Raw genomic sequence first — 23,425 nt, forward strand, 5'->3', positions numbered from 1 at the left:
TAGCCGTTGGCACGCTCGACCACGCCCTTGGCTTCGGGATCGCGGGGCCGAGTCTGGTAGATCCGGGTGCCGAGGGTGCCGGCGAACCCACGGGCACCGACGGTGAGCTTGTGGTGCTGGCCGATCCCGGCCTCGTTGTCCCACACCAGCGTCTTGGGCACCGCCCCGAGCGAGCCGGACAGCAGGAGCCACATCCCGGCCAGCAGGTCGCCAGTGGTGCGGCTCGGCAGAAGCGTGGCCATGATGAAGCCCGACCACGCCGCGACCATCGTGAGCACCGGCGGAGCGGCCAGCACGCCGGGCGCCACCGGCACGACCTTCGGGGGGAACCACAGGTCGCACTGCACGATCTCACCAGGGGCGTACTGGGTGCGGTCCGCGGGATCTGCTGGGGCGTACAGCGGACGTAGCAGCGCGACCCTGGCGCGCAGCACTGACGCGGAATGGTGCCATCCGATCCGCTCGGCGATCACCGTGGCCGGCATCGCCGGGGTCTTTGCCAGCAGCGCCCGGATCGCAGGCTCGAACTCATCGACACGTGAGCCCCCCGCCCGACGCTCGTACTTGGGTGGCTCGTTCGCCGCCAAGGCCGCTCGCACCGTGTTGCGGGCAACTCCCAGCTCACGGGCGATCGCCTTGATCGCCATGCCCTCCGTTCGATGCAGCCTGCGGATCTCGGCCCAATGCTCCACGCTGATCACTCCCTCACTGTGTCGGAGGGGGGTCAACATTCATCCGGCACCAGGGGGTCAGTCTTCACGCGGCACTGACAGATGTCATGCCGCCAATGTCGCGGCGCCGGGACGGACTGCCAACGGGACATTCACACGTCTGTGGATAACGACCCGCCCATGTCCGCCGTACGGCGCGAGTTCACGCCGACTCGGCACCCGTACGGCGCGAGTTCACGCCGACTCGGCACCTGTACGGCGTGAGTTCACGCCGACTCGGCACCTGTCCGGCGTGAGTTCACGCCGACTCGGCACCTGTCCGGCGCGAGTTCACGCCGACTCGGCACCCGTACGGCGCGAGTTCACGCCGACTCGGCACCCGTACGGCGCGAGTTCACGCCGACTCGGCACCTGCGGGGGCTGCGGGAGTGGTGAGGTACCAGGTGGTCTCGTGGCGGCCTTGGACGGCTCGGGCGGGGATCTCGTGGGGGTCGCCGCCGGCCAGCGCACGGGCCACGGCGTCGGCCTTGGCCGCCCCGTCCACGACGAACCACACGGCGCGGGTTCGGTTGAGGCTCTCGAAGGTGAGCGAGATCCGTAGCGGGGGCGGCTTGGGGGAGTCCCGCACCCCCACGACCGTGCCGGTGGCGCCCAACCCCGGATGCCCGGGGAACAGCGAGGCCACGTGGCCGTCCGGTCCGAGTCCCAGCATCACCACGTCGAACTCGAAGCCGACGCCGTCCTCGCTCCCGCCGACAGCCTGGCCACGGCCGAGCGCCGCCAGCTCCCGCGCGTACGACGCCGCACCGGCGTCCACGTCTGGAACCTCGGCGCTCGACGGCATCCGGTGGACGCGGGCGGGGTCCAGCGGCAGCTGGTCGAGCATGGCCTCGTCGGCCTGGGCGTCGTTGCGGTCGGCGTCGCCCGGAGCCACGAACCGCTCGTCGCCCCACCACAGCTCCACGCGCGACCAGTCCACGCGCGAGTCCACCGCGCGGCGGGCGATCTCACGGTGGATCTCGACGGCGATCGAGCCACCGGTGAGCACCACCTGCGGCACCCGGCCGGCCTCCTGGACGGCCTCCAGGCGGGCCAGCAGCGTCGAGGCCACCTCACCGGCCAGCGTGGCAGGGTCGGGCAGCACCACGAGGCGGGGCTCGGTGCCGGCCATCTCAGGCCTCCGCCGCGGCGGCCAGGTGACGCACGGTGGCGGCGTACACGTCGTCCTCGTCCAGGCGCCGCAGCTCCTCGGCGAGCAGCTCGGCGAGTCCGCGGGTGCGCAGGGCCGCGGTTCGGTCCGGCTGGCCGGGCGTGCTCAGCGTGGCGGCGTGCTCGTCGCGGCGAGTGATCCGGACCGGGCCGCTGGCCGTCTCCAGGACCACCTCGTGGATCCCCGGCTGCTCGGCGTGGTGACGGGTCACCTCGACGCGCAGTCGATCGGAGAGCCAGGCGGCCAGGAGCTCCGCGCTCGGGTCGTGCCGGGGGGCGGTGACCTCCACAGCCAGCACGCGCTCCTGGTGCTGGTCGAGCGCACCGGCGAGCACGGCGCGCCACGGGGTGATCCGGGTCCAGGTCAGGTCGGTCGAGCCGGGTGCGTAGGAGCGGCACCGGGCCAGCAGCGCCCCGGCGCTGGCCGGGCCGCAGGTGAGGTCGGTGATCCGGCGCTGGGCGAGCCTGCCGATGGGGTCGGCACCGGGCTCGACGGGGGCCCGGCACGACCACCACACCACGACCGGGGAGTCCGGCAGCAGCAGCGGCAGCACGACCGACTCGGAGTGCGCGACGACCCGGCCGGTGAGCCGGATCAGCGCCACCTCCCCGGTCCAGCCCCCGCCGTTGCCGACCCGGGCGGACACCTTCGCCTTGCCGCGGCCGTCGCCGAGGACCACCACCAGCACCCGCGCCGGGTGCTCGTGGGTGGCCTCGCGCGCGGCGTCCATCGCGGTGTCGAGGCTGTCGTCGTCCGCGACCACGACGAGCGTCATCACCATCCCGATCGCGGGGGAGCCGGCGCGCACCCGGGCGCGGACCAGCTCGGCGGCGATCGACGTGGCGCTGGTGTCCTCGAGCTCGATCATGGGCGCCTCCAGGTGCGTCCGTCGCGGGCCAGCATCGCATCCGCCGACGGCGGGCCCCAGGTGCCGGCCGGGTAGGTGTCCGGCTTCCCGCTGCGTGCCCAGTAGTCGATGATCGGGTCGAGGATCTGCCAGGACAGCTCGACCTCCTGGTGCTGGGGGAACAGCGGCGGGTCACCGAGCAGCACGTCGAGGATCAGCCGCTCGTAGGCCTCCGGGCTGGCCTCGGTGAAGGCCTCGCCGTAGGCGAAGTCCATGCTCACGTCGCGGATCTCCATCTGGGTGCCCGGCACCTTGGCGCCGAACCGGATGGTGACGCCCTCGTCGGGCTGGACCCGGATCACCAGCGCGTTGCTGCCCAGGTCCTCGGTGGCGGTGTCGTGGAAGGGCAGGTGGGGTGCGCGCTTGAAGACGACCGCCACCTCGGTGACCCGGCGACCCAGGCGCTTGCCGGCGCGCAGGTAGAACGGCACGCCCGCCCAGCGCCTGTTCTCCACCGCCAGGGTGATCGCGGCGTAGGTCTCGGTGGTCGAGGAGGCCGGGATGTCCTCCTCGTCGGTGTAGCCGGCGACCAGGTGACCGCCCGCCCAGCCCTCGACGTACTGGCCGCGCGCGGTGGCCAGGTCGAGGCGCTTGGGCACCGTGACGGAGGAGAGCACCTTCTGCTTCTCCAGGCGCAGCGAGAGCGCGTCGAAGCTCGGCGGCTCCTCCATCGCGATCAGCGCCATCAGCTGCAGCAGGTGGTTCTGGATCACGTCGCGGGCGGCGCCGATCGCGTCGTAGTAGCCCGCGCGTCCACCGATCCCGATGTCCTCGGCCATGGTGATCTGCACGTGGTCCACGTAGTTCGCGTTCCACACCGGCTCGAACAGGGTGTTGGCGAAGCGCATCGCCAGGATGTTCTGGACGGTCTCCTTGCCCAGGTAGTGGTCGATGCGGAACACCGACTCGGCGGGGAAGACCTCCTCGACCATCGCGTTGAGCTCGCGGGCGGAGGCGAGGTCGTGGCCGAACGGCTTCTCCACGACCACCCGGTGCCAGGCGTCGCCCTTGGGCTCGGCCAGGCCGTGCTCCTTGAGCTGGCCGATCACGTCGCCGAAGAATCGCGGCGGGATCGACAGGTAGAAGGCGTGGTTGCCGCCGGTGCCGCGCTCCTCGTCCAGCGTCTCGAGGGTACGGCGCAGCTCGGCGAACGCCTCGTCGTCGGCGAAGTCGCCCTGCACGAAGCGGATGCCCTCGGCGAGCTGCTGCCAGGTCTCCTCACGAAACGGCGTGCGGGCGTTGTCGCGCACGGCGTCGTGGACGACCTGGGTGAAGTCCTGGTCGGCCCAGTCGCGCCGCGCGTAGCCCACCAGCGAGAACCCCGGCGGCAGCAGACCCCGGTTGGCGAGGTCGTAGACGGCCGGCATCAGCTTCTTGCGGGCCAGGTCGCCGGTCACCCCGAACAGCACCAGCGTGCACGGTCCCGCGACGCGCGGCAGCCGCCGGTCGTCGGGCGACCGCAGCGGGTTCGTGTACGTCGTCACGCGAGCGCCGCACGCACCGAGGCGAGGCCGGAGGGGTTCTCCACGTGCAGCCGGAGCACCGGACGACCTGCGGCGGCCAGCACCTGGCCGTCGCCGACGGCCTGCGCGGTCAGGAACTCGTGGAACGTGAACGGACGGTCGGGGACCGCCAGGTCGGCCTCCGGCTGGCCGGTGATCTGCAGGTAGACCCCGGTGGCCGGCCCACCCTTGTGGTACTGCCCGGTGGAGTGCAGGAAGCGTGGCCCCCACCCGAAGGTGACCGGGCGCCTGGTCCGCTCGGCGAGCGGGGCGCGGACCGCGGCCAGGGCCGCGTCGCGGTGCCGGTCGAGGTAGGCCTGCACCGACAGGTAGCCCCGCCGCTCGTCGAGCCGGCTCAGCAGGGCGGCCACGGCGTCGGCGACGGTGTCGGTGCCGGCCGGGAGCCACCCCTCGGAGGCGTACACGGTGACCGGGCCGTCTACGAACAGCGGCGTCGGGCCGGAGGCGCCCCCGCCGAGCATCTCGCGGGCGGCGGCCTTGGCGCTCTCCACGTCCGGCTGGTCGAAGGGGTTGATCCCGAGCACCCGTCCGGCGACCGCGGTGGCGTGCTCCCACAACAGCAGCTGCGCCCCCAGCGGGGCGTCGACGCGGACCGCGAAGCCGGAGGCGGGGGAGACGTCGGCGAAGACGTCGTCGGGGCCGAACGCGCACAGCACCTCGTCGGGGCGGCTGGGCTGGAAGTCGACGGCGTGGACGTCCTCGACGACCACGGGCAGCACGCCCTGGCCGTCCTTGCCGGTCGACTCGGCGACCAGCTGCTCGATCCAGTCGCCGAGGCCGGAGAACGCCGCGCCGGCGTTGGCGAGCACCAGCTTGTCGACGCCGGCCAGGTTGGCGGCCCCGAGCAGGGCGCCCAGCCGCAGGGACGGGTTGTCCGGCGAGTCGGCCTCGAGGGCGGGTCGAGCCGCCGCCGCCTCGTCGAGGAGCCGGCTGAGGTCGGCGCCGGCCAGGCCGCTGGGCACCAGGCCGAAGGCGGTCAGCGCGGAGAACCGCCCGCCCACCGCCGGGTCGGCGTGGAAGACGCGGTAGCCGGCGTCGGTGGCGCTCTCCGACAGCGGCGAGCCGGGGTCGGTGACGACCACGATGCGTCGGGTCGGGTCGATCCCGGCGTCGGCGAACGCCTTCTCGAAGGCGCGGCGCTGGCTGTCGGTCTCGACGGTGCCGCCGGACTTGCTGGAGACCACCACGACGGTCTCGGCGAGCCGGTCCTCCAGGGCGGTGCGCACGAAGTCGGGGTCGGAGGAGTCGAGCACGACCAGGTCGACGCCCTCCGCGGCGCAGATCACCTCCGGGGCGAGCGAGGAGCCGCCCATCCCGCACAGCGCGACCCGGGTCAGGCCCTCGGCGCGCAGCTCCTCACGCAGAGCCGCGATCTCGGCGAGGAGCGGGCGCGAGCTGTGCGGCAGGTCGATCCAGGCGAGCCGCTTGCCGGCCTCCGCCTCGGCCGCCGGACCCCACAGGGAGGGGTCCTGGTCGGCCAGGCGGGAGGCGACCCGGTCGCCGACCAGCTGCCCCACCACCGCGTCGTACGACGCGGGGTCGGGGCAGGTCAGGTGCAGGGTGGAGCCGGGGGCCGCTCCGGCCCCCTCGCTCTTCACGACGGTCCAGGCGGCCCCGCTCACGCGTCGGCCCCGGCCTGTGCGCCGCGGGCCTTGTCGAGCTGCCCGCTCACCGTCTCGACCAGCTCGGCCCAGGAGGCGTCGAACTTCTCGAGCCCCTCGCGCTCCAGGACGGCCAGGACGTCGTCGAAGTCGACGCCGACCGCGGCCAGGCCGGCCAGCACCTGCTCGGCCTCGCCGGCCCGGCCGGTGACCGTGTCGCCGGTCACCTCGCCGTGGTCGGCGAAGGCCGTCAGCGTCTTCTCCGGCATCGTGTTGACGCTGCCGGAGACGACCAGCTCGCTGACGTAGAGGTCGTCGCGGTAGGCCGGGTCCTTGACTCCGGTCGAGGCCCACAGCGGCCGCTGCGCTCGGGCGCCGTGGGCGGCGAGCGCCTCGAAGCGCGGCGAGGAGAAGACCTGGGCGTAGGCGGCGTGGGCCAGCCACGCGTTGGCCAGCGCGGCCTTGCCCTTGAGCACCTGAGCGGTGTCGGTGCCGATGGCGTCCAGGCGCTTGTCGACCTCGCTGTCCACCCGCGAGATGAAGAACGACGCCACCGAGCTGATCGAGGCCAGGTCACGGCCCTGGGCGTGGGCCTGCTCGAGGCCGGTGAGGTAGGCGTCCATCACCGCACGGTAGCGCTCGAGGCTGAAGATCAGGGTCACGTTGACGCTGATCCCCTCCGCGATCGCCGAGGTGATCGCGGGCAGCCCCTCGATGGTCGCGGGGATCTTGATCATCGCGTTGGGGCGGTCGACCGCGGCCCACAGCTCGTGGGCCGCCTTGGCCGTGCCGGCGGTGTCGCGGGCCAGGCCCGGCTCCACCTCGATGGAGACCCGGCCGTCGGCGGGGGTCTTCGCGAACACCGGGGCGAGGATGTCGCAGGCGTTGCGGACGTCCTCGGTGGTGAGCTCGAAGATCGCTCGGTCGGCGTCGGCGCCGTCGGCGACCAGCGCGCGGACCTGGGCGTCGTAGCGCTCGCCGTTGGCCAGTGCGGAGGCGAAGATCGTCGGGTTGGTGGTCACCCCGACCACCGACGAGTCGCGGACCAGGTCGGCCAGGTTGCCGCTCTCGATGCGCTCGCGGGACAGGTCGTCGAGCCAGATCGAGACTCCGGCGTCGGACAGGGCCTTCAGACGGTCAGACAATGTGCTTCCTCCCAGGTGGTGGAGCGGGGTCGTGGGTGTGACGGTTTCCCGTCGGGCGCTTCGTCAACGCCCCCGACGCTCAGCGGGTGACCGCGGCGATGCTGTCGCGGGCCGCGTCGACGACCGCCTGGGCGGTCACGCCGTACTCGGTGAAGATCCGGGCGTAGTCGGCGCTGGCGCCGTACTGCTCGATCGAGACCATCCGGCCGGCGTCGCCGACCAGGTCGCGCCAGCCCATCTTGATGCCGGCCTCGACCGAGACCCGCGCCTTGACCGACGGCGGGATCACGGTGTCGCGGTAGGCCTGCTCCTGCTCGGCGAACCACTCCAGGCACGGCATCGACACGACCCGGGCGCGGACGCCCTCTTCGGCGAGGAGCGCGTGCGCCTCGACGGCGAGCTGGACCTCGGAGCCGGTGGCGAGGAGCACCACGTCGGGCAGGCCGCCGTCGGTGTCGAGCAGCACGTAGCCGCCGCGGTGGACCTGGGAGGCGTCGCTGAAGCCCTCGGTGCCGCGCGGGAAGACCGGGACGTTCTGCCGGGTCAGGCACAGGCCGGCGGGGCGGTCAGTGTGCGCCATGATCGCGGCCCAGGCGGCGGAGACCTCGTTGGCGTCGGCGGGGCGGACCACGTCGAGGCCGGGGATCGCCCGTAGCGCCGCGAGGTGCTCGATCGGCTGGTGGGTCGGGCCGTCCTCGCCGAGGCCGATGGAGTCGTGGGTCCACACGTAGGTGACCGGCAGGCCCATCAGCGCCGCCAGGCGCACCGCGCCGCGCATGTAGTCGGAGAAGGTGAGGAAGGTGCCGCCGAAGACGCGGGTGCCGCCGTGCAGGGCGATGCCGTTCATGATCGCGCCCATCGCGTGCTCGCGGATGCCGAAGTGGAGCACCCGTCCGGCGAGCGGGTCACCCTGCCACTGGTCGGTGGACCGGTCGCCGGGGATGAAGGAGGGGGCGCCCTTGATCGTGGTGTTGTTGGACTCGGCGAGGTCGGCGGAGCCGCCCCACAGCTCGGGCATCAGCTCGGCCATCGCGTTGATCACGGCGCCGGAGGCCTTCCGGGTGGCGACGCCCTTGGGGTCGGCCTCGAAGGTCGGCAGCGCGTCGGTGAGCCCGACCGGCAGGGCTCGGGTCTGCAGCCGCTCCCAGAGCGCGAGGTCCGCGGACTCGTGCCACTTCTCGAAGGAGGCCTGCCACTCCTGCTGGGCCAGTTTGCCGCGCTCGACCAGGGAACGGGTGTAGGTGAGCACGTCGGCCGGCACCTCGAAGGTCCGGTCGGGGTCGAAGCCGAGGATCTCCTTGGTGGCCGCCACCTCGGCGTCACCGAGGGCCGAGCCGTGGGAGGCTCCGGTGCCCTGGGCGTTCGGCGCCGGCCAGGCGATCACGGTGCGCAGCACGATGAAGCTGGGCCGGTCGGTGACCTGCTCGGCGGCGCGGATCGCGTCGTAGAGCGCGGGCACGTCCTCGGTGTAGGCGGTGCCGTCGTGGGTCCAGTCGACGGTCTGGACGTGCCAGCCGTACGCCTCGTAGCGCTTGGCGACGTCCTCGGTGAACGCCACGTCGGTGTCGCCCTCGATCGAGATCCGGTTGGCGTCGTAGATCACGGTGAGGTTCCCGAGCTGCTGGGTCCCGGCGATCGAGGAGGCCTCGCCGCTCACGCCCTCCTGCAGGTCGCCGTCGCTGCACAGCGCGTAGACGCGGTGGTCGAACGGTGAGGTGCCGGCGGGAGCGTCCGGGTCGAGCAGCCCGCGCTCGCGGCGCGCGGCCATGGCCATGCCCACGGCGTTCGCGACGCCCTGGCCGAGCGGGCCGGTGGTCGTCTCCACACCGGCGGTGTGCCCGAACTCGGGGTGCCCGGGAGTCTTGCTGCCCCAGGTGCGCAGCGCCTTGAGGTCCTCCAGTTCGAGGCCGAACCCGCCGAGGAACAGCTGGGTGTAGAGCGTGATGGAGCTGTGCCCCAGGGAGAGCACGAAGCGGTCGCGTCCTGCCCAGTTGGGGTCTGCCGGGTTGTGCCGCATCACCTTCTGGAACAGCAGGTGGGCGACCGGGGCCAGGCTCATCGCGGTGCCGGGATGGCCGTTGCCGACCTTCTGGACCGCGTCCATGGCCAGCACGCGCGCCGTGTCCACCGCCCTCTGGTCAATTTCGCTCCAGTCCAGACGCGCGGTGTCGCTCACGGGGTTCCTCTCGTTCACGGGTTTGTCCGGCCGGGCCGGAGCACTGTTCTCGGCGTGGAGCCGAGATGGATGCCGGGGGAGTGCAGCCGCCTCTGAGCCTACTCACCCCGAGCGATAGACTCGACCCCGCACCAACCCCACCCCCGCGAGGATCTCTGTGACGTACGTCGGCCGCTCGGCCCCAGCTGCTCCTGACCCTCAGGAGCACCCTGCAGGGCATCTCCCGGGCGGCGCAGCGGGCGACACGGGAGCAACCCCGGAGGGACGGGCCAGCTTCCGCGACGTGGTCGGGGCCTACATCGGCCTGACCAAGCCGCGCGTGATCGAGCTGTTGCTGCTCACCACCGTCCCGGTGATGTTCTTCGCCGCGCGGGGGGTGCCCGGGCTCGGCCTGGTCGCAGCCACCGTCGTGGGCGGCACGCTCTCCGCGGGCTCGGCGTCGGTGCTGAACTGCGTCTACGACCGTGACATCGACGAGCAGATGCGTCGGACCCGTCGCCGTGCCCTGCCCCGCCACATGGTCTCGCCGCGCGCGGCCCTGGTGTTCGGGCTCGCCCTCGGGGTGATCTCGACGGTGATCCTGTGGCTGTGGGTCAACCCGCTCTCGGCGATGCTCTCCGTGGGCGCGAACGCGTTCTACGTGCTGATCTACACGATGGTGCTCAAGCGCCGGACCACCCAGAACATCGTGTGGGGCGGACTCGCCGGGTGCTTCCCGGCCCTGATCGGCTGGACGGCCGTCACCAACGAGCTCGCCTGGACGCCGGTCGTGCTGTTCCTGGTGGTGTTCTTCTGGACGCCGCCGCACACCTGGGCGCTGGCCCTGCGCTACCGCGAGGACTACGCGAACGTCGACGTGCCGATGCTGCCCGTGGTCGCGCCGGCCAACGTGGTGGGGCGCCAGATCGTGATCTACAGCTGGGTGCTGGTGGCCACCTCGCTGCTGCTGTGGCCGGTGGCGGACACCGGCTGGGTCTACCCCGTCGCCGCCACCGTGCTCGGCGCCTACTTCCTCTACGAGGCGCACGCCATGTGGCGGCGTACCCGGGCCAGCGACAACCTGACCGAGATCCGGCCGATGCGGCTCTTCCACAGCTCGAACCTGTACCTGTCGCTGCTGTTCGTCGCGGTCGCGCTCGATCCGCTGCTCACCCGCTGAGGGCCTGCGGCTGGGTGGTGCGCCTCCCAGGCTGCCGTTTGGTCCCCAACGGCGTGATTTCGCGGCCGAGAAGGTCCGTTTCTGACCAATCGGTGGCCCCGGAGGGCTGCCCACGCGAGTTGCGCGGGCCGTCGGGCGTGGCTGGGCGGTGCTGCGGCGTACGACGGCAGTCCCGAGCCGCTGGTAGCGGCCCAGGGGAGTGCGCCGAACGGCCGGATGGAGGCCGGCGCTGGGTCCGTGGCGTAGCCGGGGCCATCACCGCACGGTCAGATCCGGCCCACCGCTACCCGGCCTGGCGTCCCCGTCCCTTAGGACCACGGCGATGATGAGACCGCCGTTTGGTCCCCAACGGCGTGATTCTGCGGCCGAGAAGTCCGTTTCTGACCATTCGGCGGCCCCGGAGAGCTTGTCTTGCGAGCGAGCGGGGCGGGTGGGTTGGTCGTGGGGTGGTTTCGCACCGTACGACGGCAGGGTCGCGCCGTTGGCAGGGGGCCGAGGGGAGTGCGCCGTACCGGCCGGGAAGAAGTCGACGCTGGGTCACTGGAGGGGCCGGCGACCCTCATCGAATGGTCAGAAACGGCATGCCGATACCCGGAATGGCATCCGTTGGGGACCAAACGGCGGCGAGGCGGCGATGCGGTCGGAAAAATTCCGGCCCACCGGGCAACCATCTCGGTGTCCCACGCGTCAGAGACAGGCAGGCGGTGCGGGGCCGGGTCCGTCACGGGGGTGTGGACCCGGCCCCGCACGGCCTGACCACACCGCCCGACCGGACCGCCTGACCGAACGGCCTCGCGCCGCCAAACGCGCACCGCCGGCCTGGGCACGCCAGCCTGAATCCGTCGGTCCGGACTAATCGGCCCGGACTAGTCGGCTGACCCGGTCCACCCGGACCGGCCGAATCACCCGGCCCGGTCCACCCGGACCGGCCGAATCACCCGGCCCGGTCCACCCGGTCCACCCGGACCGGCCGAATCACCCGGTCGAAACCCGGCCAGTTCACCAGCCGGCCAGTCCACCAGCGGTCAGCTCGCCGAAGCCGGGGTCCCGTGTGCGCGCAGCAGCACCCAGGTGACCGCCGCCGAGAGGATCGCGGCGCCCAGCATGTGCAGCCCGACGAGGATCTCGGGGAGGTCGGTGAAGTACTGCACGAAGCCGAGCACCCCCTGGGCCAGCTCGAGGGCGAGGAGCACGCCCGCCGCGGAGGCCAGCGCCCGGGCGCCCTGCCGGTGTGCCAACCAGACCAGGGCCACGGTCAGCGCCAGCAGCAGGTAGACCGCCCAGGCGTGCACGTGGCTCATCGCCTGCGGGTCCAGGCCGTTGCGGCGCGCGTCCACGTCACCGGCGTGCGGGCCGCTGCCGGTCACCACGGTGCCGAGGTAGAGGACCACCCACATCACCGCGAAGACCGCCCAGGTCAGGCGTCGCAGGCCCAGCCCGGGGCGCGCGGTGGCCGGAGCCCGGTCCGCTGCGCTGGCGGGCCTGCCCAGCTCGTCGAGCAACATCACGCACACGCCGATGATCGCCATCGAGGCCAGCAGGTGCAGGGCGACGATCCAGGGGTTGAGCTCGGTGAGCACGGTGATGCCGCCGATCACGCCCTGCAGCGGGATGCCCAGCACCACCACCAGGGCGAGCCGGGTGGCGCGCTCGCGGCCCGAGCGCCAGACCAGGACCAGGCAGGAGACGGCGATCGCGACCAGCACCCAGGTGAGCATCCGGTTGCCGAACTCGATGGCGCCGTGGATGCCGAGCTCGGGGTGGGCGACGAAGGACTCCTCGCTGCACTTCGGCCACTCCGAGCAGCCCAGGCCCGAGGCCGTGAGTCGCACGGCGCCGCCGGTGACGACGATCGCGATGTTGGCGACCAGGTTGGCGATGGAGATGCCCCGCAGCCAGCGGTGGTCGGTGGGGATGAGGCGCTCGAGGGTGTCGGTGGTGTTCACGAAGGTCACTCCCACTTGAAGAAGCGTGAGGCGAGGGCGGTGCCGAGCAGGGCCCAGCCCAGCAGGATGAGCAGCGGCAGCACCGGGGTGGTGCCGTCCAGGAGAGAGGCGCGCATGGCGTCGCCGAGGGCAGCCGAGGGCAGGAACTGCAGGAGGTCGCCGACCGAGCCGTACGACGAGCGCGGCAGCACCACGGCGCCGCCGGCCATCAGCAGCAGGTAGACGAGGTTGGCCGCGGCCAGCGTCGCCTCGGCGCGCAGGCTGCCGGCCAGGGCGAGGGCCAGGCCGGCGAAGGCGGCCGTGCCGAGGGCGGCGCTGAGGATCGCCAGGGCGACCCCGGCCAGGCCGCCGCGGGGGCTCCAGTCCAGGGCCAGCGCGACCCCGCAGATCACGACCGCCTGCAGCACCTGGACGCCGAGCAGCGCGCCGACCTTGCCGGCCAGCAGCCCGCTGCGCGGCAGCGGGGAGGCCCCCAGCCGCTTGAGCAGGCCGTAGCGGCGCTCGAAGCCGGTGGCGATGGCCAGCGAGGTGAACGCGGTCGACATCACCGCGAGGGCGAGGACGCCCGGGGTGAGCACGTCGACGCCCGGGTGCGAGAAGGACAGGTCGAGGCGGCGCGCCGCCAGCACCCCGCCGACCAGGACGATCACCGGGATCACCACCGCGATCAGGATCTGCTCGCCGTTGCGCAGCAGCAGACGGGCCTCCATCGCGGTCTGGGCGCGCACCTGCTGGCGGTACGGCGCGGCGCCGGGTGCGGGGCTGAACGTGCCGGTGGGGGTGGTGCTCATCGCCCGGCCACCTCCTCGGTGCCGAGCTCGCGCCCGGTGAGCTGCAGGAAGACGTCCTCGAGGGTGCGCTGTCCCAGCGTCAGCGACTCGGGGACCACGTCGTGTCGCTGGCACCAGGCCGAGACGACGGCCAGCGTGGAGGCGTCGGCCGGGCCGGTGACCAGCAGGCTGTGCTCGTTGAGCGCGGTCACCTCGGTGTGCGCGCCCAGCGCGTCGGCCAGCGACGCCGGGGCGCCGGGCGGGAAGGGCTCGGTGAGGACCAGCCGGATGGTGGCCGCACCCCGGGTCCGGGTCAGCTCGAAGGGCGTCCCCGACACGATCGCGCGGCCGTGGTCGATCACGTGGACCAGGTCCGCGAGCCGCTCGGCCTCGTCCATGTAGTGGGTGGTGAGCACGATCGTCACGCCGTCGCCCTGCATCTCGCGCAGCAGCTCCCAGGTCGTGCGCCGCGCGGCGGGGTCCATCCCGGCGGTCGGCTCGTCGACGAAGAGCAGCTCGGGGCGCCCCACCACGGCCATCGCCAGGCTCAGCCGCTGCTGCTGCCCACCGGACAGGCGCCGGTACGGCGTGCGCCCGCACTCGTCGAGACCGAGCCGCTCGACGAGCAGCCCGACCGGGAGCGGGTGGGCGTGCAGCGCGGCCACGTGACGCAGCATCTCGTCGGCACGGGCCCCTGACCAGGCGCCGCCGTCCTGCAGCATCACGCCGATCCGGGGGAGCAGCTCGCGGCGCTGGCGGACGGGGTCGAGCCCGAGCACCCGCACCGAGCCGCCCTGGGGGGCGCGGAAGCCCTCGCAGGTCTCCAGAGTGGTGGTCTTCCCGGCGCCGTTCGGTCCGAGGACCGCGGTGATCGAGCCGCGCGGCACGCTCAGCGAGAGCCCGTCCACGGCGACCTTGGTGCCGTAGCGCATTTTGAGCCGGTCGACGACGACGGCGGCGTCGGGACCATCGTCGGGGGGAAGCACGCGCCCAGTCTAGGTACGCCGCCGCGCCGGGCCCGCGCCGGGCATCGCGGTTCGCGGCACTCAGCCGCGGCGTGCCAGCAGCTCGGCCAGCACGTGCGCCTCGTCGCTGATGATCCCGGTCACGCCGATCGCGAGCATCTCCTCGAGCCGGGGGACGTCGTTGATCGGCCAGGTCATCACCACCTCCACGTGCCGGTGCAGGCGGGCCACGACCGCGGCGTCGAGCAGCGAGCTGTGCACCGAGACCCCGTACGGCGCGGGCCGGGGCGACTCCAGACGGGTCAGCAGCCGGCGCAGCTCGGCCCGGTTGCGCGCGGAGAGCACCGGGTGCACGTAGGGCAGGTCGGACATCGCGTCGACCGAGGGCCACCAGCGCCCGCAGACCACCACCGGCTGATGGCGCCCGCTCTCGTGCAGCAGCCGGGCGGCGGCCCGGCCGGCCGTGTCGCGACGGCCCTTGAGGTCGAGCATGAAGAGCGTGCCGTGGCTGTCGGCCTCGAGCAGCTCCTCGAGGCCGAGCCGGGGCGCCGACGCGGAGGCGAGCTCCCAGCGGTCCCACAGGAACGGCAGGGGGCCGGCAGTCTTGAGGTGGCGCACCTCGAGCCGGCCCCGGTACTCGTGCACGTCACACTCGATCACGTCCACGCCCAGGGCGTTGGCGGCGTGCAGCCCGCTCAGCGAGTTGCCGGCGCGGTGGGCGATCGCCAGCGCGCTCATCGGGGCGGTGCCTGCATCTGTCCCGACGGCTGGACGGCCCAGGAGCCGCTACGGCGGCGTCGCTCCAGGGCGAGGGCCGCGAGGTGGGCGCACAGCACCAGCGTGATGCCCCCCACCACGTCGAGCACGTAGTGGTTGGCGGTCGCGACCACCGCGAGCGCCATCAGGATCGGCATCAGCCAGCCGAGCACCCGCAGCAGCACCGAGGAGGTGGCGGCGACGACGGCCATCCCCACCAGCAGGTTCCAGCCCACGTGCAGGCTGGGCATCGCGGCGTACTGGTTGACGAAGGCGGGCGGCTGCAGCACCCGGTAGGCGTGCGAGGTCTCGCTCACGGTGTCCACCAGACCGAGCCCGGCCAGCCGAGGGGGAGCGACCGGGTAGAGCGCGAAGATGAACATGCCGACCAGGCCGGAGATCAGCATCGCGTCGCGCAGTCGCTCGAACACGGGGCGATGCTTCCACAGCAGCCACACCATGGTCGCCACGATCACCGGCCAGTGGCCCCAGATGTAGATCCAGTTGGCGAGCGTCGCCAGCCAGGGCCACCGGGTGAACGGCTCCTGCACCTGCGACTCGACGTCGATGCCCAGCGCGCGCTCGAGGGCGACGAGGTCGTGGGCGTGGTCCACAGCGGTGTGCGGCGAGCCCTCGGTCAGGCCCCGCACGCCGAAGTAGACGACGATGCAGAGCACGATGAGCGCGGCCTGGCCCAGCGCCCAGGCTCCGCGGCCGTGCGCGAGCCGGCGGTCCGGCGCAATGTCCATGAACGGCTCCGGTCCGTGATCGCCCCGTCGAACCCTCCCACCCACTATGCGCGCCGACGGCGCGGCTGTCGTGGGCACTTGGCCCCTTGCCGGGTCAGGCCGCCACCGCGGAGGGCACGCTCTCGCCGGCGCGGCGCAGCTCGCGACGGGTCAGGATCAGGCTGGCGCCGCCGAGCAGCAGCGCCGGCGCCCAGGCGAGCGCCGCCTTGAGGCTCACCGCGGCCGCGGCCGCCGCCCACGGCACCCCGAGGGCGACCAGGGCCACGACGAGCGCGCCGTCGCGCGGGCTCGCGCCGTTCGGGCCGGGCACCGCGCCGGCGATCTGGCTGGCACCGAAGGCGCCGAGCACCGCGAGCGGGGACAGCGAGTAGCCGGTGGCCGCCACCGCGCCGAGCAGGAGCCCGGCGATGCTGAGCTGGTAGCCGGCGGACAGGAGCACGCCGTGCAGGAGCTGGCGGGGCCGCGGCAGCGGGCGGCGGGGCAGCCACTGCGGGCGCGTGCGGCGGATCACCAGAACCGCGGCCACGACGAGCACCCCGACGGCGAGTGCGGCCAGCAGCGTCCGAGGCGGCAGCGCAGTACCGGCGAACACGGTGAAAGCCGCCAGCCCCAGCGCGCCGACCAGGCGGTCCAGCCCCACGCTCATCACCGCGTCGGCGCGCGGCAGCCCGACCCGGACCAGCCGGTGCAGGCGCCACGCGTCCGCCCCCACGTGCCCCGGGGTGAGCAGCCCCAGCAGCTCCGACTCCGCGTAGGCACGCAGGTGCCAGCCCCGGCCGAGGCCGGCATCGGTGATCGCCTCCCAGCGCAGCGGGCACAGCACGTACTTGCCGATCACCCAGGGCAGCAGCCCCCACAGCAGCGGCCACAGGCTGACCTCGGGCAGCCGAGGCAGGGTGACGGCGGGGACGACGAGGCTGAGCGCGATGCCGAGCCAGAGCACGACGCGGGAGTGGAGTAGGGCTCTCAGCCGCACGAGGCCCTCCAGCGGGAGGTCGGGGGTGGGGCGCCACCCATGAAACAGCGCGGTATCCGGACGGGCAAAATTCATGCCCGCGCGGCCGCGGGCATGCGGAAAGCAGGCTTAGGTGACCCTTACTTGAATGCGCTCGGGCATTAACGTCACACTTGTGTTGTGGAATTCTCCCGGACCTCCCTCGCTGCCCCCACCGGGGACGCGTCGACGCGTGCGCGCGTGGGTCGGTCTATCCTCGAGAACGGGCCCTCCACCGCGGCCGCCCTGGCCGAGCGACTGCACTTGACCCCCGCCGCCGTGCGCCGCCACCTCGACCACCTCGTCAGCGAGGGGACGGTGGAGGCGGCCGACCAGCGGGTGCACGGCAGCCGCGGCCGCGGCCGCCCGGCGAAGGTCTTCGGCCTGACCCAGGCGGGGCGCGACTCGTTCGACCAGCAGTACGACGACCTGGCCGTCCAGGCGCTGCGCTTCCTCGCCGAGACCCAGGGTGAGGAAGCGGTCCTGGAGTTCGCCAAGCGGCGCGTCGCGTTCATCGAGCGCGACTACGCCGGCATGGCCGAGCGGCACCCGGAGCTCTCCGCGGCCCAGGTGCTCGCCACGGTGCTCACCGAGAACGGGTACGCCGCCGGTGTCCGCGAGCTGCCGATCGGCGACCAGCTGTGCCAGCAGCACTGCCCGGTCTCCCACGTGGCCCACGAGTTCCCCCAGCTGTGCGAGGCCGAGACCACGGCGATCAGCCAGGTCCTCGGCCGGCACGTCCAGCGCCTGGCGACGATCGCCCACGGCGACGGCGTGTGCACCACCTGCATTCCAGACCTCAACAAGAAGGACGGAGCGTCAGCATGACGACGATCGAAGAGCTCAACCCCGGACTCCAGGGCATCGGCCGCTACGAGTTCGGTTGGGCTGACCGCGACGACGCCGGCGCCATCGCCAAGCGGGGCCTGAGCGAGGAGGTCGTGCGCGACATCTCCGCCAAGAAGAGCGAGCCGCAGTGGATGCTCGACCAGCGTCTCAAGGGCCTCAAGCTCTTCCACCGCAAGCCGATGCCGCAGTGGGGCGCCGAGCTCGGCGACATCGACTTCGACAACATCAAGTACTTCGTGCGCTCCAGCGAGAAGCAGGCAGCCACCTGGGACGACCTCCCCGAGGACATCAAGAACACCTACGACAAGCTCGGCATCCCCGAGGCGGAGAAGCAGCGCCTGGTCTCCGGCGTCGCCGCGCAGTACGAGTCGGAGGTCGTCTACCACTCGATCCGCGAGGATCTCGAGGAGCAGGGCGTGATCTTCGTCGACACCGACACCGCGCTGCGCGAGCACGAGGAGCTCTTCAAGGAGTACTTCGGCACGGTCATCCCGGTCGGCGACAACAAGTTCTCCGCGCTCAACACCGCGACCTGGTCGGGCGGCTCGTTCATCTACGTCCCCAAGGGCGTTCACGTGGACATCCCGCTGCAGGCCTACTTCCGGATCAACACCGAGAACATGGGCCAGTTCGAGCGGACGCTGATCATCGTCGACGAGGACGCCTACGTGCACTACGTCGAGGGCTGCACCGCCCCGATCTACTCCTCGGACTCGCTGCACTCCGCGGTCGTGGAGATCATCGTGAAGAAGGGCGGTCGCTGCCGCTACACGACCATCCAGAACTGGTCGAACAACGTCTACAACCTGGTCACCAAGCGCGCCACCTGCGACGCCGGCGCCACCATGGAGTGGGTGGACGGCAACATCGGCTCCAAGGTGACCATGAAGTACCCGGCGATCTACCTGATGGGCGAGCACGCCAAGGGCGAGACCCTGTCCATCGCCTTCGCCGGCGAGGGCCAGCACCAGGACGCCGGCGCCAAGATGGTGCACGCGGCTCCGCACACCTCGAGCTCGATCCTGTCGAAGTCGGTCGCCCGCGGCGGCGGTCGCACGTCGTACCGCGGCCTGATCCAGATCAACGAGGGGGCCTACGGCTCCAAGTCCAACGTGCTGTGTGACGCTCTGCTGGTGGACCAGATCAGCCGGTCGGACACCTACCCCTACGTCGACATCCGCGAGGACGACGTCTCGATGGGCCACGAGGCCAGCGTCTCGAAGGTCTCCGACGACCAGCTGTTCTACCTCATGTCGCGTGGCATGGAGCAGGACGAGGCGATGGCGATGATCGTGCGCGGCTTCGTCGAGCCCATCGCCAAGGAGCTCCCCATGGAGTACGCCCTGGAGCTCAACCGGCTCATCGAGCTGCAGATGGAAGGCGCCGTCGGCTGATCCACGGCGCCGCGCGCGGCGCCGCCGGAGCCCCCGATCCCGAACCGAGAAAGCTGACGATTAGTGACTGTGACTGACACGCCCGCCGTCGCGGGCGCCCTGGAGACGACCGACAAGGTCTCCAGCCACCTCCACCCCGAAGGATCCTTCGCGGTCGCGGACCACGAGGTCCCGACCGGGCGCGAGGAGATCTGGCGCTTCACCCCGCTCAAGCGGCTGCACGGCCTGCACGACGCCGTGCCGTTCGCCGAGGGCGCGTGCACGCTCGACGTCCAGGCCGCACCCGGCGTGGTCGTCGAGCAGGTCGGCGCCGACCACGCCCTGCGCGGGGCCTCCGGGCTCGTGCCGCGCGACCGGGTCTCGGCTCGTGCCTGGGAGGCGGCCGCGGGGGCGACCGTCGTCCGGGTGCCGAGCGAGGCCGTCGTCGCGGGCGCCACGATCATCACCCACACCGGCACCGGCAGCGACGCTCCCGGCGCGGGCCACGCGGTGATCGTGGCGGAGAAGTTCTCCCGTTCCACCGTCGTGCTGCGCTTCGAGGGCTCGGCGGTCCTCGCCGACAACGTCGAGATCGTCGTGGAGGACGGCGCCGAGCTCACCGTGGTCTCCCTGCAGGACTGGGCCGACGACGCGGTGCACCTGTCCACCCAGCACGCCAAGATCGGGCGCGACGCGACGCTGCGCCACGTGTCGGTGTCGTTCGGCGGCGACGTGGTCCGCCACGACGCCACCGCGACGTACGACGGACCCGGCGGCTCGGTGGAGATGCTCGGCATGTACTTCGCTGACGAGGGCCAGCACATCGAGCACCGACTCTTCGTCGACCACAACGAGCCCAACACGCGCTCCAACGTGATCTACAAGGGCGCCCTGCAGGGCGACGGAGCGCACGCGGTCTGGATCGGCAACGTGCTGATCCGCAAGGTCGCCGAGGGCATCGAGACCTACGAGGAGAACCGCAACCTGGTGCTCACCGACGGCTGCCAGGCCGACTCGGTGCCGAACCTCGAGATCGAGACCGGCGAGATCCAGGGCGCCGGGCACGCCTCGGCCGTGGGCCGCTTCGACGACGAGCAGCTGTTCTACCTGCGGGCCCGCGGGATCGAGGAGGCCGAGGCGCGCCGCCTGGTCGTGCACGGCTTCTTCAACGACCTGATCCGCCGCATCGACGTGGCGGAGCTGGAGGAGAAGCTCACCGAGACCGTCGAGGCGGAGCTCGCGAAGAACGTCCTGAAGGGCCTCTGATGGCCCTCGTGCGTGCCTGCGCGACCGACGAGGTGCCTCACGACGAGGGCTTCGCGGTCGTGCTCGACGGCGTCGAGGTCGCGGTGGCGCGCGACGGCGAGGAGTTCTTCGCCGTGCACAACCTCTGCACGCACGCCGCCGTCGCGCTCGCCGAGGGCGAGGTCGCGGACTGCCAGATCGAGTGCTGGCTGCACGGCTCGCGCTTCGACCTGCGCACCGGCAAGCCGACCGGCCCGCCGGCCGTCGACCCGGTCGCGACCTTCCCGGTCGAGGTCCGCGGCGACGACGTCTTCGTCGACGTCTCCACGACCCTGAACGGCGTCACCCCGGGCTGAGCCCGGCCACCAGACTTCAACACAGAAGAGAGAGAAACCACACGATGAGCACCCTGGAGATCAACGACCTGCACGTCTCGGTCGAGACCGAGGACGGCGCCAAGGAGATCCTCAAGGGCGTCACGCTGACCATCAAGGACGGCGAGACCCACGCGATCATGGGGCCCAACGGCTCCGGCAAGAGCACCCTGGCGTACTCCATCGCCGGCCACCCGAAGTACACCGTCACCGGCGGCACCGTGACCCTCGACGGCGAGGACGTCCTCGCGATGTCCGTCGACGAGCGGGCGCGCGCCGGCCTGTTCCTGGCGATGCAGTACCCGGTCGAGGTCCCCGGCGTCTCGGTGTCGAACTTCCTGCGCACCGCCAAGACCGCCATCGACGGCGAGGCGCCCAAGCTGCGCACCTGGGTCAAGGACGTCAACGCCACCCTCGCCGCGCTCGACCTCGACCCCACGTTCGGGCAGCGCTCGGTCAACGAGGGCTTCTCCGGCGGTGAGAAGAAGCGCCACGAGATCGCCCAGCTCGAGCTGCTCGCCCCCAAGGTGGCCGTCCTCGACGAGACCGACTCGGGCCTCGACATTGACGCGCTCAAGGTCGTCTCCGACGGCGTCAACCGCTTCTCCGCCAACGGTGACAAGGGCGTGCTGCTGATCACGCACTACACGCGGATCCTGCGCTACATCAAGCCCGACTACGTGCACGTGTTCGTCAACGGCCGGATCGCCGAGCAGGGTGGCCCCGAGCTGGCCGACCAGCTCGAGGCCGAGGGCTACGACAAGTACGTCAAGGCAGGGGCCGGCGCCTGATGTCGTCCCCGGCGACCGTCGGTCGAGCCGGTCAGGTCGACGGCCTCCTCGACGGCCTCGACCTGATCCGCGCGGACTTCCCCATCCTCACCAGGACGCTCGCCGGGGACCGCCCGCTGGTCTACCTCGACAGCGCGAACACCTCGCAGAAGCCGCAGATCGTCATCGACACGATGGTCGACCACCTGGAGCGGCACAACGCCAACGTGGCCCGTGCCATGCACCAGCTCGGCGCCGAGTCCTCGGAGGCGTTCGAGAACGCGCGCGACCGGGTCGCGGCGTTCCTCAAGGCGCCCTCGCGTGACGAGGTGATCTTCACCAAGAACGCCTCCGAGGCGCTCAACCTGGTGGCGAACACGCTGGCCTGGGCCCGCGGGCCGCTCGAGGTCGGTGAGGGCGACGAGGTCGTCATCACCGAGATGGAGCACCACTCCAACATCGTGCCGTGGCAGATGCTCACCCAGCGCACGGGTGCCAAGCTGCGCTGGTTCGGCCTGACCGACGACGGCCGGCTGGACCTGTCGAACATCGACGAGCTGATCAACGAGCGGACCAAGGTCGTCTCGCTGACCTGGGTGTCGAACATGCTCGGCACGATCAACCCGGTCGCCGACATCGCCCGGCGCGCTCACGAGGTCGGGGCGATCGTCGTGGTCGACGCCTCCCAGGCGGCGCCGCAGCTGCCGATCGACGTGGTCGCCAGCGGCGCGGACCTGCTCGCCTTCACCGGCCACAAGGTGGTCGGGCCGACCGGCATCGGCGTGCTGTGGGGCCGACGCGAGATCCTCGAGCAGCTGCCCCCGTTCCTGGGCGGCGGCGAGATGATCGAGACCGTCACCATGGAGCGCTCGACGTACGCCGGGCTGCCGCACAAGTTCGAGGCCGGCACACCGCCGATCGTCGAGGCCGTGGGCCTGGGCGCGGCGCTGGACTACCTCGACCACGTCGGGCTGGACAACATCCACCGCCACGAGCAGGCGATCACCGGCTATGCCCTCGAGGGGCTGGCCACGATCCCCGGCCTGAAGGTGCTCGGCCCGCAGGACGCGCAGTCGCGTGGCGGCGCGATCTCCTTCGAGATCGACGGCGTCCACCCGCACGACGTGGCTCAGGTCCTGGACAGCCGGGGGATCGCGATCCGCGCCGGGCACCACTGCGCCAAGCCGGCACACAAGCGGTTCGGCGTGCAGTCCTCCTCGCGCGCCTCGTCGTACCTCTACACGACGCCGGGCGAGATCGACGCCCTCGTCGACGGGTTGGAATACACCCGCTCCTACTTCAAGTTGTCCCAGGGTTAGGAGGGGTGCAATGACCGCGGAGCTCGATGCGCTCTACCAGGAGATCATCCTGGACCACTACAAGAACCCTCACCACGCGGGTCTGCGTGACCCGTTCGAGGCAGAGGTGCACCACGTCAACCCCACCTGCGGTGACGAGGTGACCCTGCGCGTGCACCTGGACGGCGACGTCGTGCGCGACGTCTCCTACGACGCCGTCGGGTGCTCGATCTCCCAGGCGTCGGCATCGGTGATGGCGGACCTGGTGATCGGCAAGCGCGTCGACGACGCGCTGTCGGTGCACGAGGACTTCCTCGCGCTGATGCAGGGCAAGGGCACCGTCGTACCCGACGAGGAGGTGCTGGAGGACGGCATCGCCTTCGCCGGTGTCGCGAAGTTCCCGGCACGCGTCAAGTGCGCGCTGCTGGGTTGGATGGCCTGGAAGGACGCCACCGCAGCCGCCCTCCACGGGGCGGCCCAGACCGAGGAGAGCAAGTGAGCCAGAGCAACGAGACCATCGGGTCCACCGAGAGCGTCGACCACGGCGATCTGCCGGTCGTCGACGCCCCCGGAACGTCGACGGGTCCCAGCGTCGACGACGTCACCGAGGCGATGAAGGACGTCGTTGACCCCGAGCTCGGCATCAACGTCGTCGACCTCGGCCTGGTCTACGGCGTGCACGTCGACGAGGGCAACAACGCCGTGATCGACATGACGCTGACCTCGGCGGCCTGCCCGCTGACCGACGTGATCCAGGACCAGACCAACTCCGCCCTGGAGGGGCTGGTCAACGACGTCGCGATCAACTGGGTGTGGATGCCGCCGTGGGGCCCCGACAAGATCACCCCCGACGGCCGCGAGCAGCTGCGCGCCCTCGGCTTCAACGTCTGACCCGGGACACGTCCCGCACCGACCCGGCAGAGCCCCGACCAGGGGCGCTGCCG

Annotated in this window: 22 protein-coding genes; 9 read left to right on the forward strand and 13 right to left on the reverse strand. The window is 71.9% G+C overall.

What is annotated here, in order from left to right; translation table 11 throughout:
* The 7 genes from AC6EI4_RS10285 to tkt form a co-directional block, all read right to left on the reverse strand.
* A partial coding sequence (locus tag AC6EI4_RS10285; RefSeq protein ID WP_498451390.1) for a helix-turn-helix domain-containing protein occupies window positions 1-701 on the reverse strand: 701 nt, incomplete at its 3' end.
* A 364-nt stretch (window positions 702-1,065) separates the two neighbouring features.
* Complete coding sequence (pgl, locus tag AC6EI4_RS10290; protein ID WP_498451391.1) at window positions 1,066-1,842, reverse strand: 6-phosphogluconolactonase; 777 nt, start codon at window positions 1,840-1,842, stop codon at window positions 1,066-1,068.
* A 1-nt stretch (window position 1,843) separates the two neighbouring features.
* Complete coding sequence (locus tag AC6EI4_RS10295) at window positions 1,844-2,749, reverse strand: glucose-6-phosphate dehydrogenase assembly protein OpcA (RefSeq protein WP_498423003.1); 906 nt, start codon at window positions 2,747-2,749, stop codon at window positions 1,844-1,846.
* Window positions 2,746-4,272, reverse strand: a complete 1,527-nt coding sequence (zwf, locus tag AC6EI4_RS10300) for a glucose-6-phosphate dehydrogenase (RefSeq protein ID WP_498423000.1) — start codon at window positions 4,270-4,272, stop codon at window positions 2,746-2,748. The genes AC6EI4_RS10295 and zwf overlap by 4 nt, the downstream gene beginning before the upstream one ends.
* A complete protein-coding gene (locus AC6EI4_RS10305; protein WP_498451392.1) occupies window positions 4,269-5,933 on the reverse strand; it encodes a phosphoglucose isomerase-related protein in 1,665 nt (554 codons plus the stop codon). Before AC6EI4_RS10305 ends, zwf begins: the two co-directional genes overlap by 4 nt.
* On the reverse strand, window positions 5,930-7,057 hold the full coding sequence (gene tal / locus AC6EI4_RS10310) for a transaldolase (protein WP_498451393.1): 1,128 nt from the start codon (window positions 7,055-7,057) through the stop codon (window positions 5,930-5,932). Before tal ends, AC6EI4_RS10305 begins: the two co-directional genes overlap by 4 nt.
* Window positions 7,058-7,136: 79 nt before the next feature.
* The gene (gene tkt, locus AC6EI4_RS10315; protein WP_498451599.1) at window positions 7,137-9,161 is read right to left on the reverse strand and encodes a transketolase; all 2,025 of its coding nucleotides are present in this window, start codon (window positions 9,159-9,161) and stop codon (window positions 7,137-7,139) included.
* Window positions 9,162-9,384: 223 nt separating this feature from the next.
* On the opposite strand from tkt, the gene AC6EI4_RS10320 reads away from it, so the two are divergent.
* The gene (locus tag AC6EI4_RS10320; RefSeq protein WP_498423136.1) at window positions 9,385-10,392 is read left to right on the forward strand and encodes a heme o synthase; all 1,008 of its coding nucleotides are present in this window, start codon (window positions 9,385-9,387) and stop codon (window positions 10,390-10,392) included.
* A 1,025-nt stretch (window positions 10,393-11,417) separates the two neighbouring features.
* Here AC6EI4_RS10320 and AC6EI4_RS10325 read toward each other — a convergent pair.
* The 6 genes from AC6EI4_RS10325 to AC6EI4_RS10350 all read right to left on the reverse strand — a co-directional run bounded on the left by AC6EI4_RS10325 (window position 11,418) and on the right by AC6EI4_RS10350 (window position 16,521).
* A complete protein-coding gene (locus AC6EI4_RS10325; protein WP_498451394.1) occupies window positions 11,418-12,338 on the reverse strand; it encodes a COX15/CtaA family protein in 921 nt (306 codons plus the stop codon).
* Between the two features lie 5 nt (window positions 12,339-12,343).
* On the reverse strand, window positions 12,344-13,129 hold the full coding sequence (locus AC6EI4_RS10330) for an ABC transporter permease (RefSeq protein ID WP_498422990.1): 786 nt from the start codon (window positions 13,127-13,129) through the stop codon (window positions 12,344-12,346).
* Window positions 13,126-14,094: an ABC transporter ATP-binding protein gene (locus tag AC6EI4_RS10335; RefSeq protein ID WP_498451395.1), complete on the reverse strand. Its 969-nt coding sequence runs from the start codon at window positions 14,092-14,094 to the stop codon at window positions 13,126-13,128. The genes AC6EI4_RS10330 and AC6EI4_RS10335 overlap by 4 nt, the downstream gene beginning before the upstream one ends.
* Before the next feature lie 60 nt (window positions 14,095-14,154).
* Complete coding sequence (locus AC6EI4_RS10340) at window positions 14,155-14,811, reverse strand: glycerophosphodiester phosphodiesterase (RefSeq protein WP_498422986.1); 657 nt, start codon at window positions 14,809-14,811, stop codon at window positions 14,155-14,157.
* A complete protein-coding gene (locus AC6EI4_RS10345) occupies window positions 14,808-15,578 on the reverse strand; it encodes a phosphatase PAP2 family protein (protein ID WP_498451396.1) in 771 nt (256 codons plus the stop codon). The genes AC6EI4_RS10340 and AC6EI4_RS10345 overlap by 4 nt, the downstream gene beginning before the upstream one ends.
* Before the next feature lie 94 nt (window positions 15,579-15,672).
* The gene (locus AC6EI4_RS10350) at window positions 15,673-16,521 is read right to left on the reverse strand and encodes a lysylphosphatidylglycerol synthase domain-containing protein (protein WP_498451397.1); all 849 of its coding nucleotides are present in this window, start codon (window positions 16,519-16,521) and stop codon (window positions 15,673-15,675) included.
* 252 nt (window positions 16,522-16,773) lie between these two features.
* Between AC6EI4_RS10350 and AC6EI4_RS10355 the strand changes: the two genes are divergently transcribed.
* The 8 genes from AC6EI4_RS10355 to AC6EI4_RS10390 all read left to right on the forward strand — a co-directional run bounded on the left by AC6EI4_RS10355 (window position 16,774) and on the right by AC6EI4_RS10390 (window position 23,372).
* Window positions 16,774-17,400 carry a helix-turn-helix transcriptional regulator gene (locus AC6EI4_RS10355; RefSeq protein WP_498422983.1) on the forward strand — a complete coding sequence of 209 codons (627 nt, stop codon included), beginning with the start codon at window positions 16,774-16,776 and terminating at the stop codon, window positions 17,398-17,400.
* A complete protein-coding gene (gene sufB, locus AC6EI4_RS10360; RefSeq protein WP_498451398.1) occupies window positions 17,397-18,815 on the forward strand; it encodes a Fe-S cluster assembly protein SufB in 1,419 nt (472 codons plus the stop codon). The genes AC6EI4_RS10355 and sufB overlap by 4 nt, the downstream gene beginning before the upstream one ends.
* A 69-nt stretch (window positions 18,816-18,884) precedes the next feature.
* Entirely contained in the window at window positions 18,885-20,060 is a 1,176-nt protein-coding gene (gene sufD / locus AC6EI4_RS10365; protein WP_498422979.1) for a Fe-S cluster assembly protein SufD, read from the forward strand.
* Window positions 20,060-20,395, forward strand: a complete 336-nt coding sequence (locus AC6EI4_RS10370; protein WP_498422977.1) for a non-heme iron oxygenase ferredoxin subunit — start codon at window positions 20,060-20,062, stop codon at window positions 20,393-20,395. Before sufD ends, AC6EI4_RS10370 begins: the two co-directional genes overlap by 1 nt.
* 44 nt (window positions 20,396-20,439) lie before the next feature.
* Complete coding sequence (sufC, locus tag AC6EI4_RS10375; RefSeq protein WP_498422975.1) at window positions 20,440-21,204, forward strand: Fe-S cluster assembly ATPase SufC; 765 nt, start codon at window positions 20,440-20,442, stop codon at window positions 21,202-21,204.
* The gene (locus AC6EI4_RS10380) at window positions 21,204-22,502 is read left to right on the forward strand and encodes a cysteine desulfurase (RefSeq protein ID WP_498422972.1); all 1,299 of its coding nucleotides are present in this window, start codon (window positions 21,204-21,206) and stop codon (window positions 22,500-22,502) included. Before sufC ends, AC6EI4_RS10380 begins: the two co-directional genes overlap by 1 nt.
* 10 nt (window positions 22,503-22,512) lie before the next feature.
* Window positions 22,513-22,980, forward strand: coding sequence for a Fe-S cluster assembly sulfur transfer protein SufU (sufU, locus tag AC6EI4_RS10385; protein WP_498422970.1), 468 nt, complete (start codon window positions 22,513-22,515; stop codon window positions 22,978-22,980).
* Window positions 22,981-23,030: 50 nt separating this feature from the next.
* Complete coding sequence (locus AC6EI4_RS10390; protein ID WP_498423134.1) at window positions 23,031-23,372, forward strand: metal-sulfur cluster assembly factor; 342 nt, start codon at window positions 23,031-23,033, stop codon at window positions 23,370-23,372.
* The last annotated feature ends 53 nt before the right edge of the window (window positions 23,373-23,425 follow it).

This window comes from Nocardioides sp. Z43_10 (assembly GCF_059766615.1).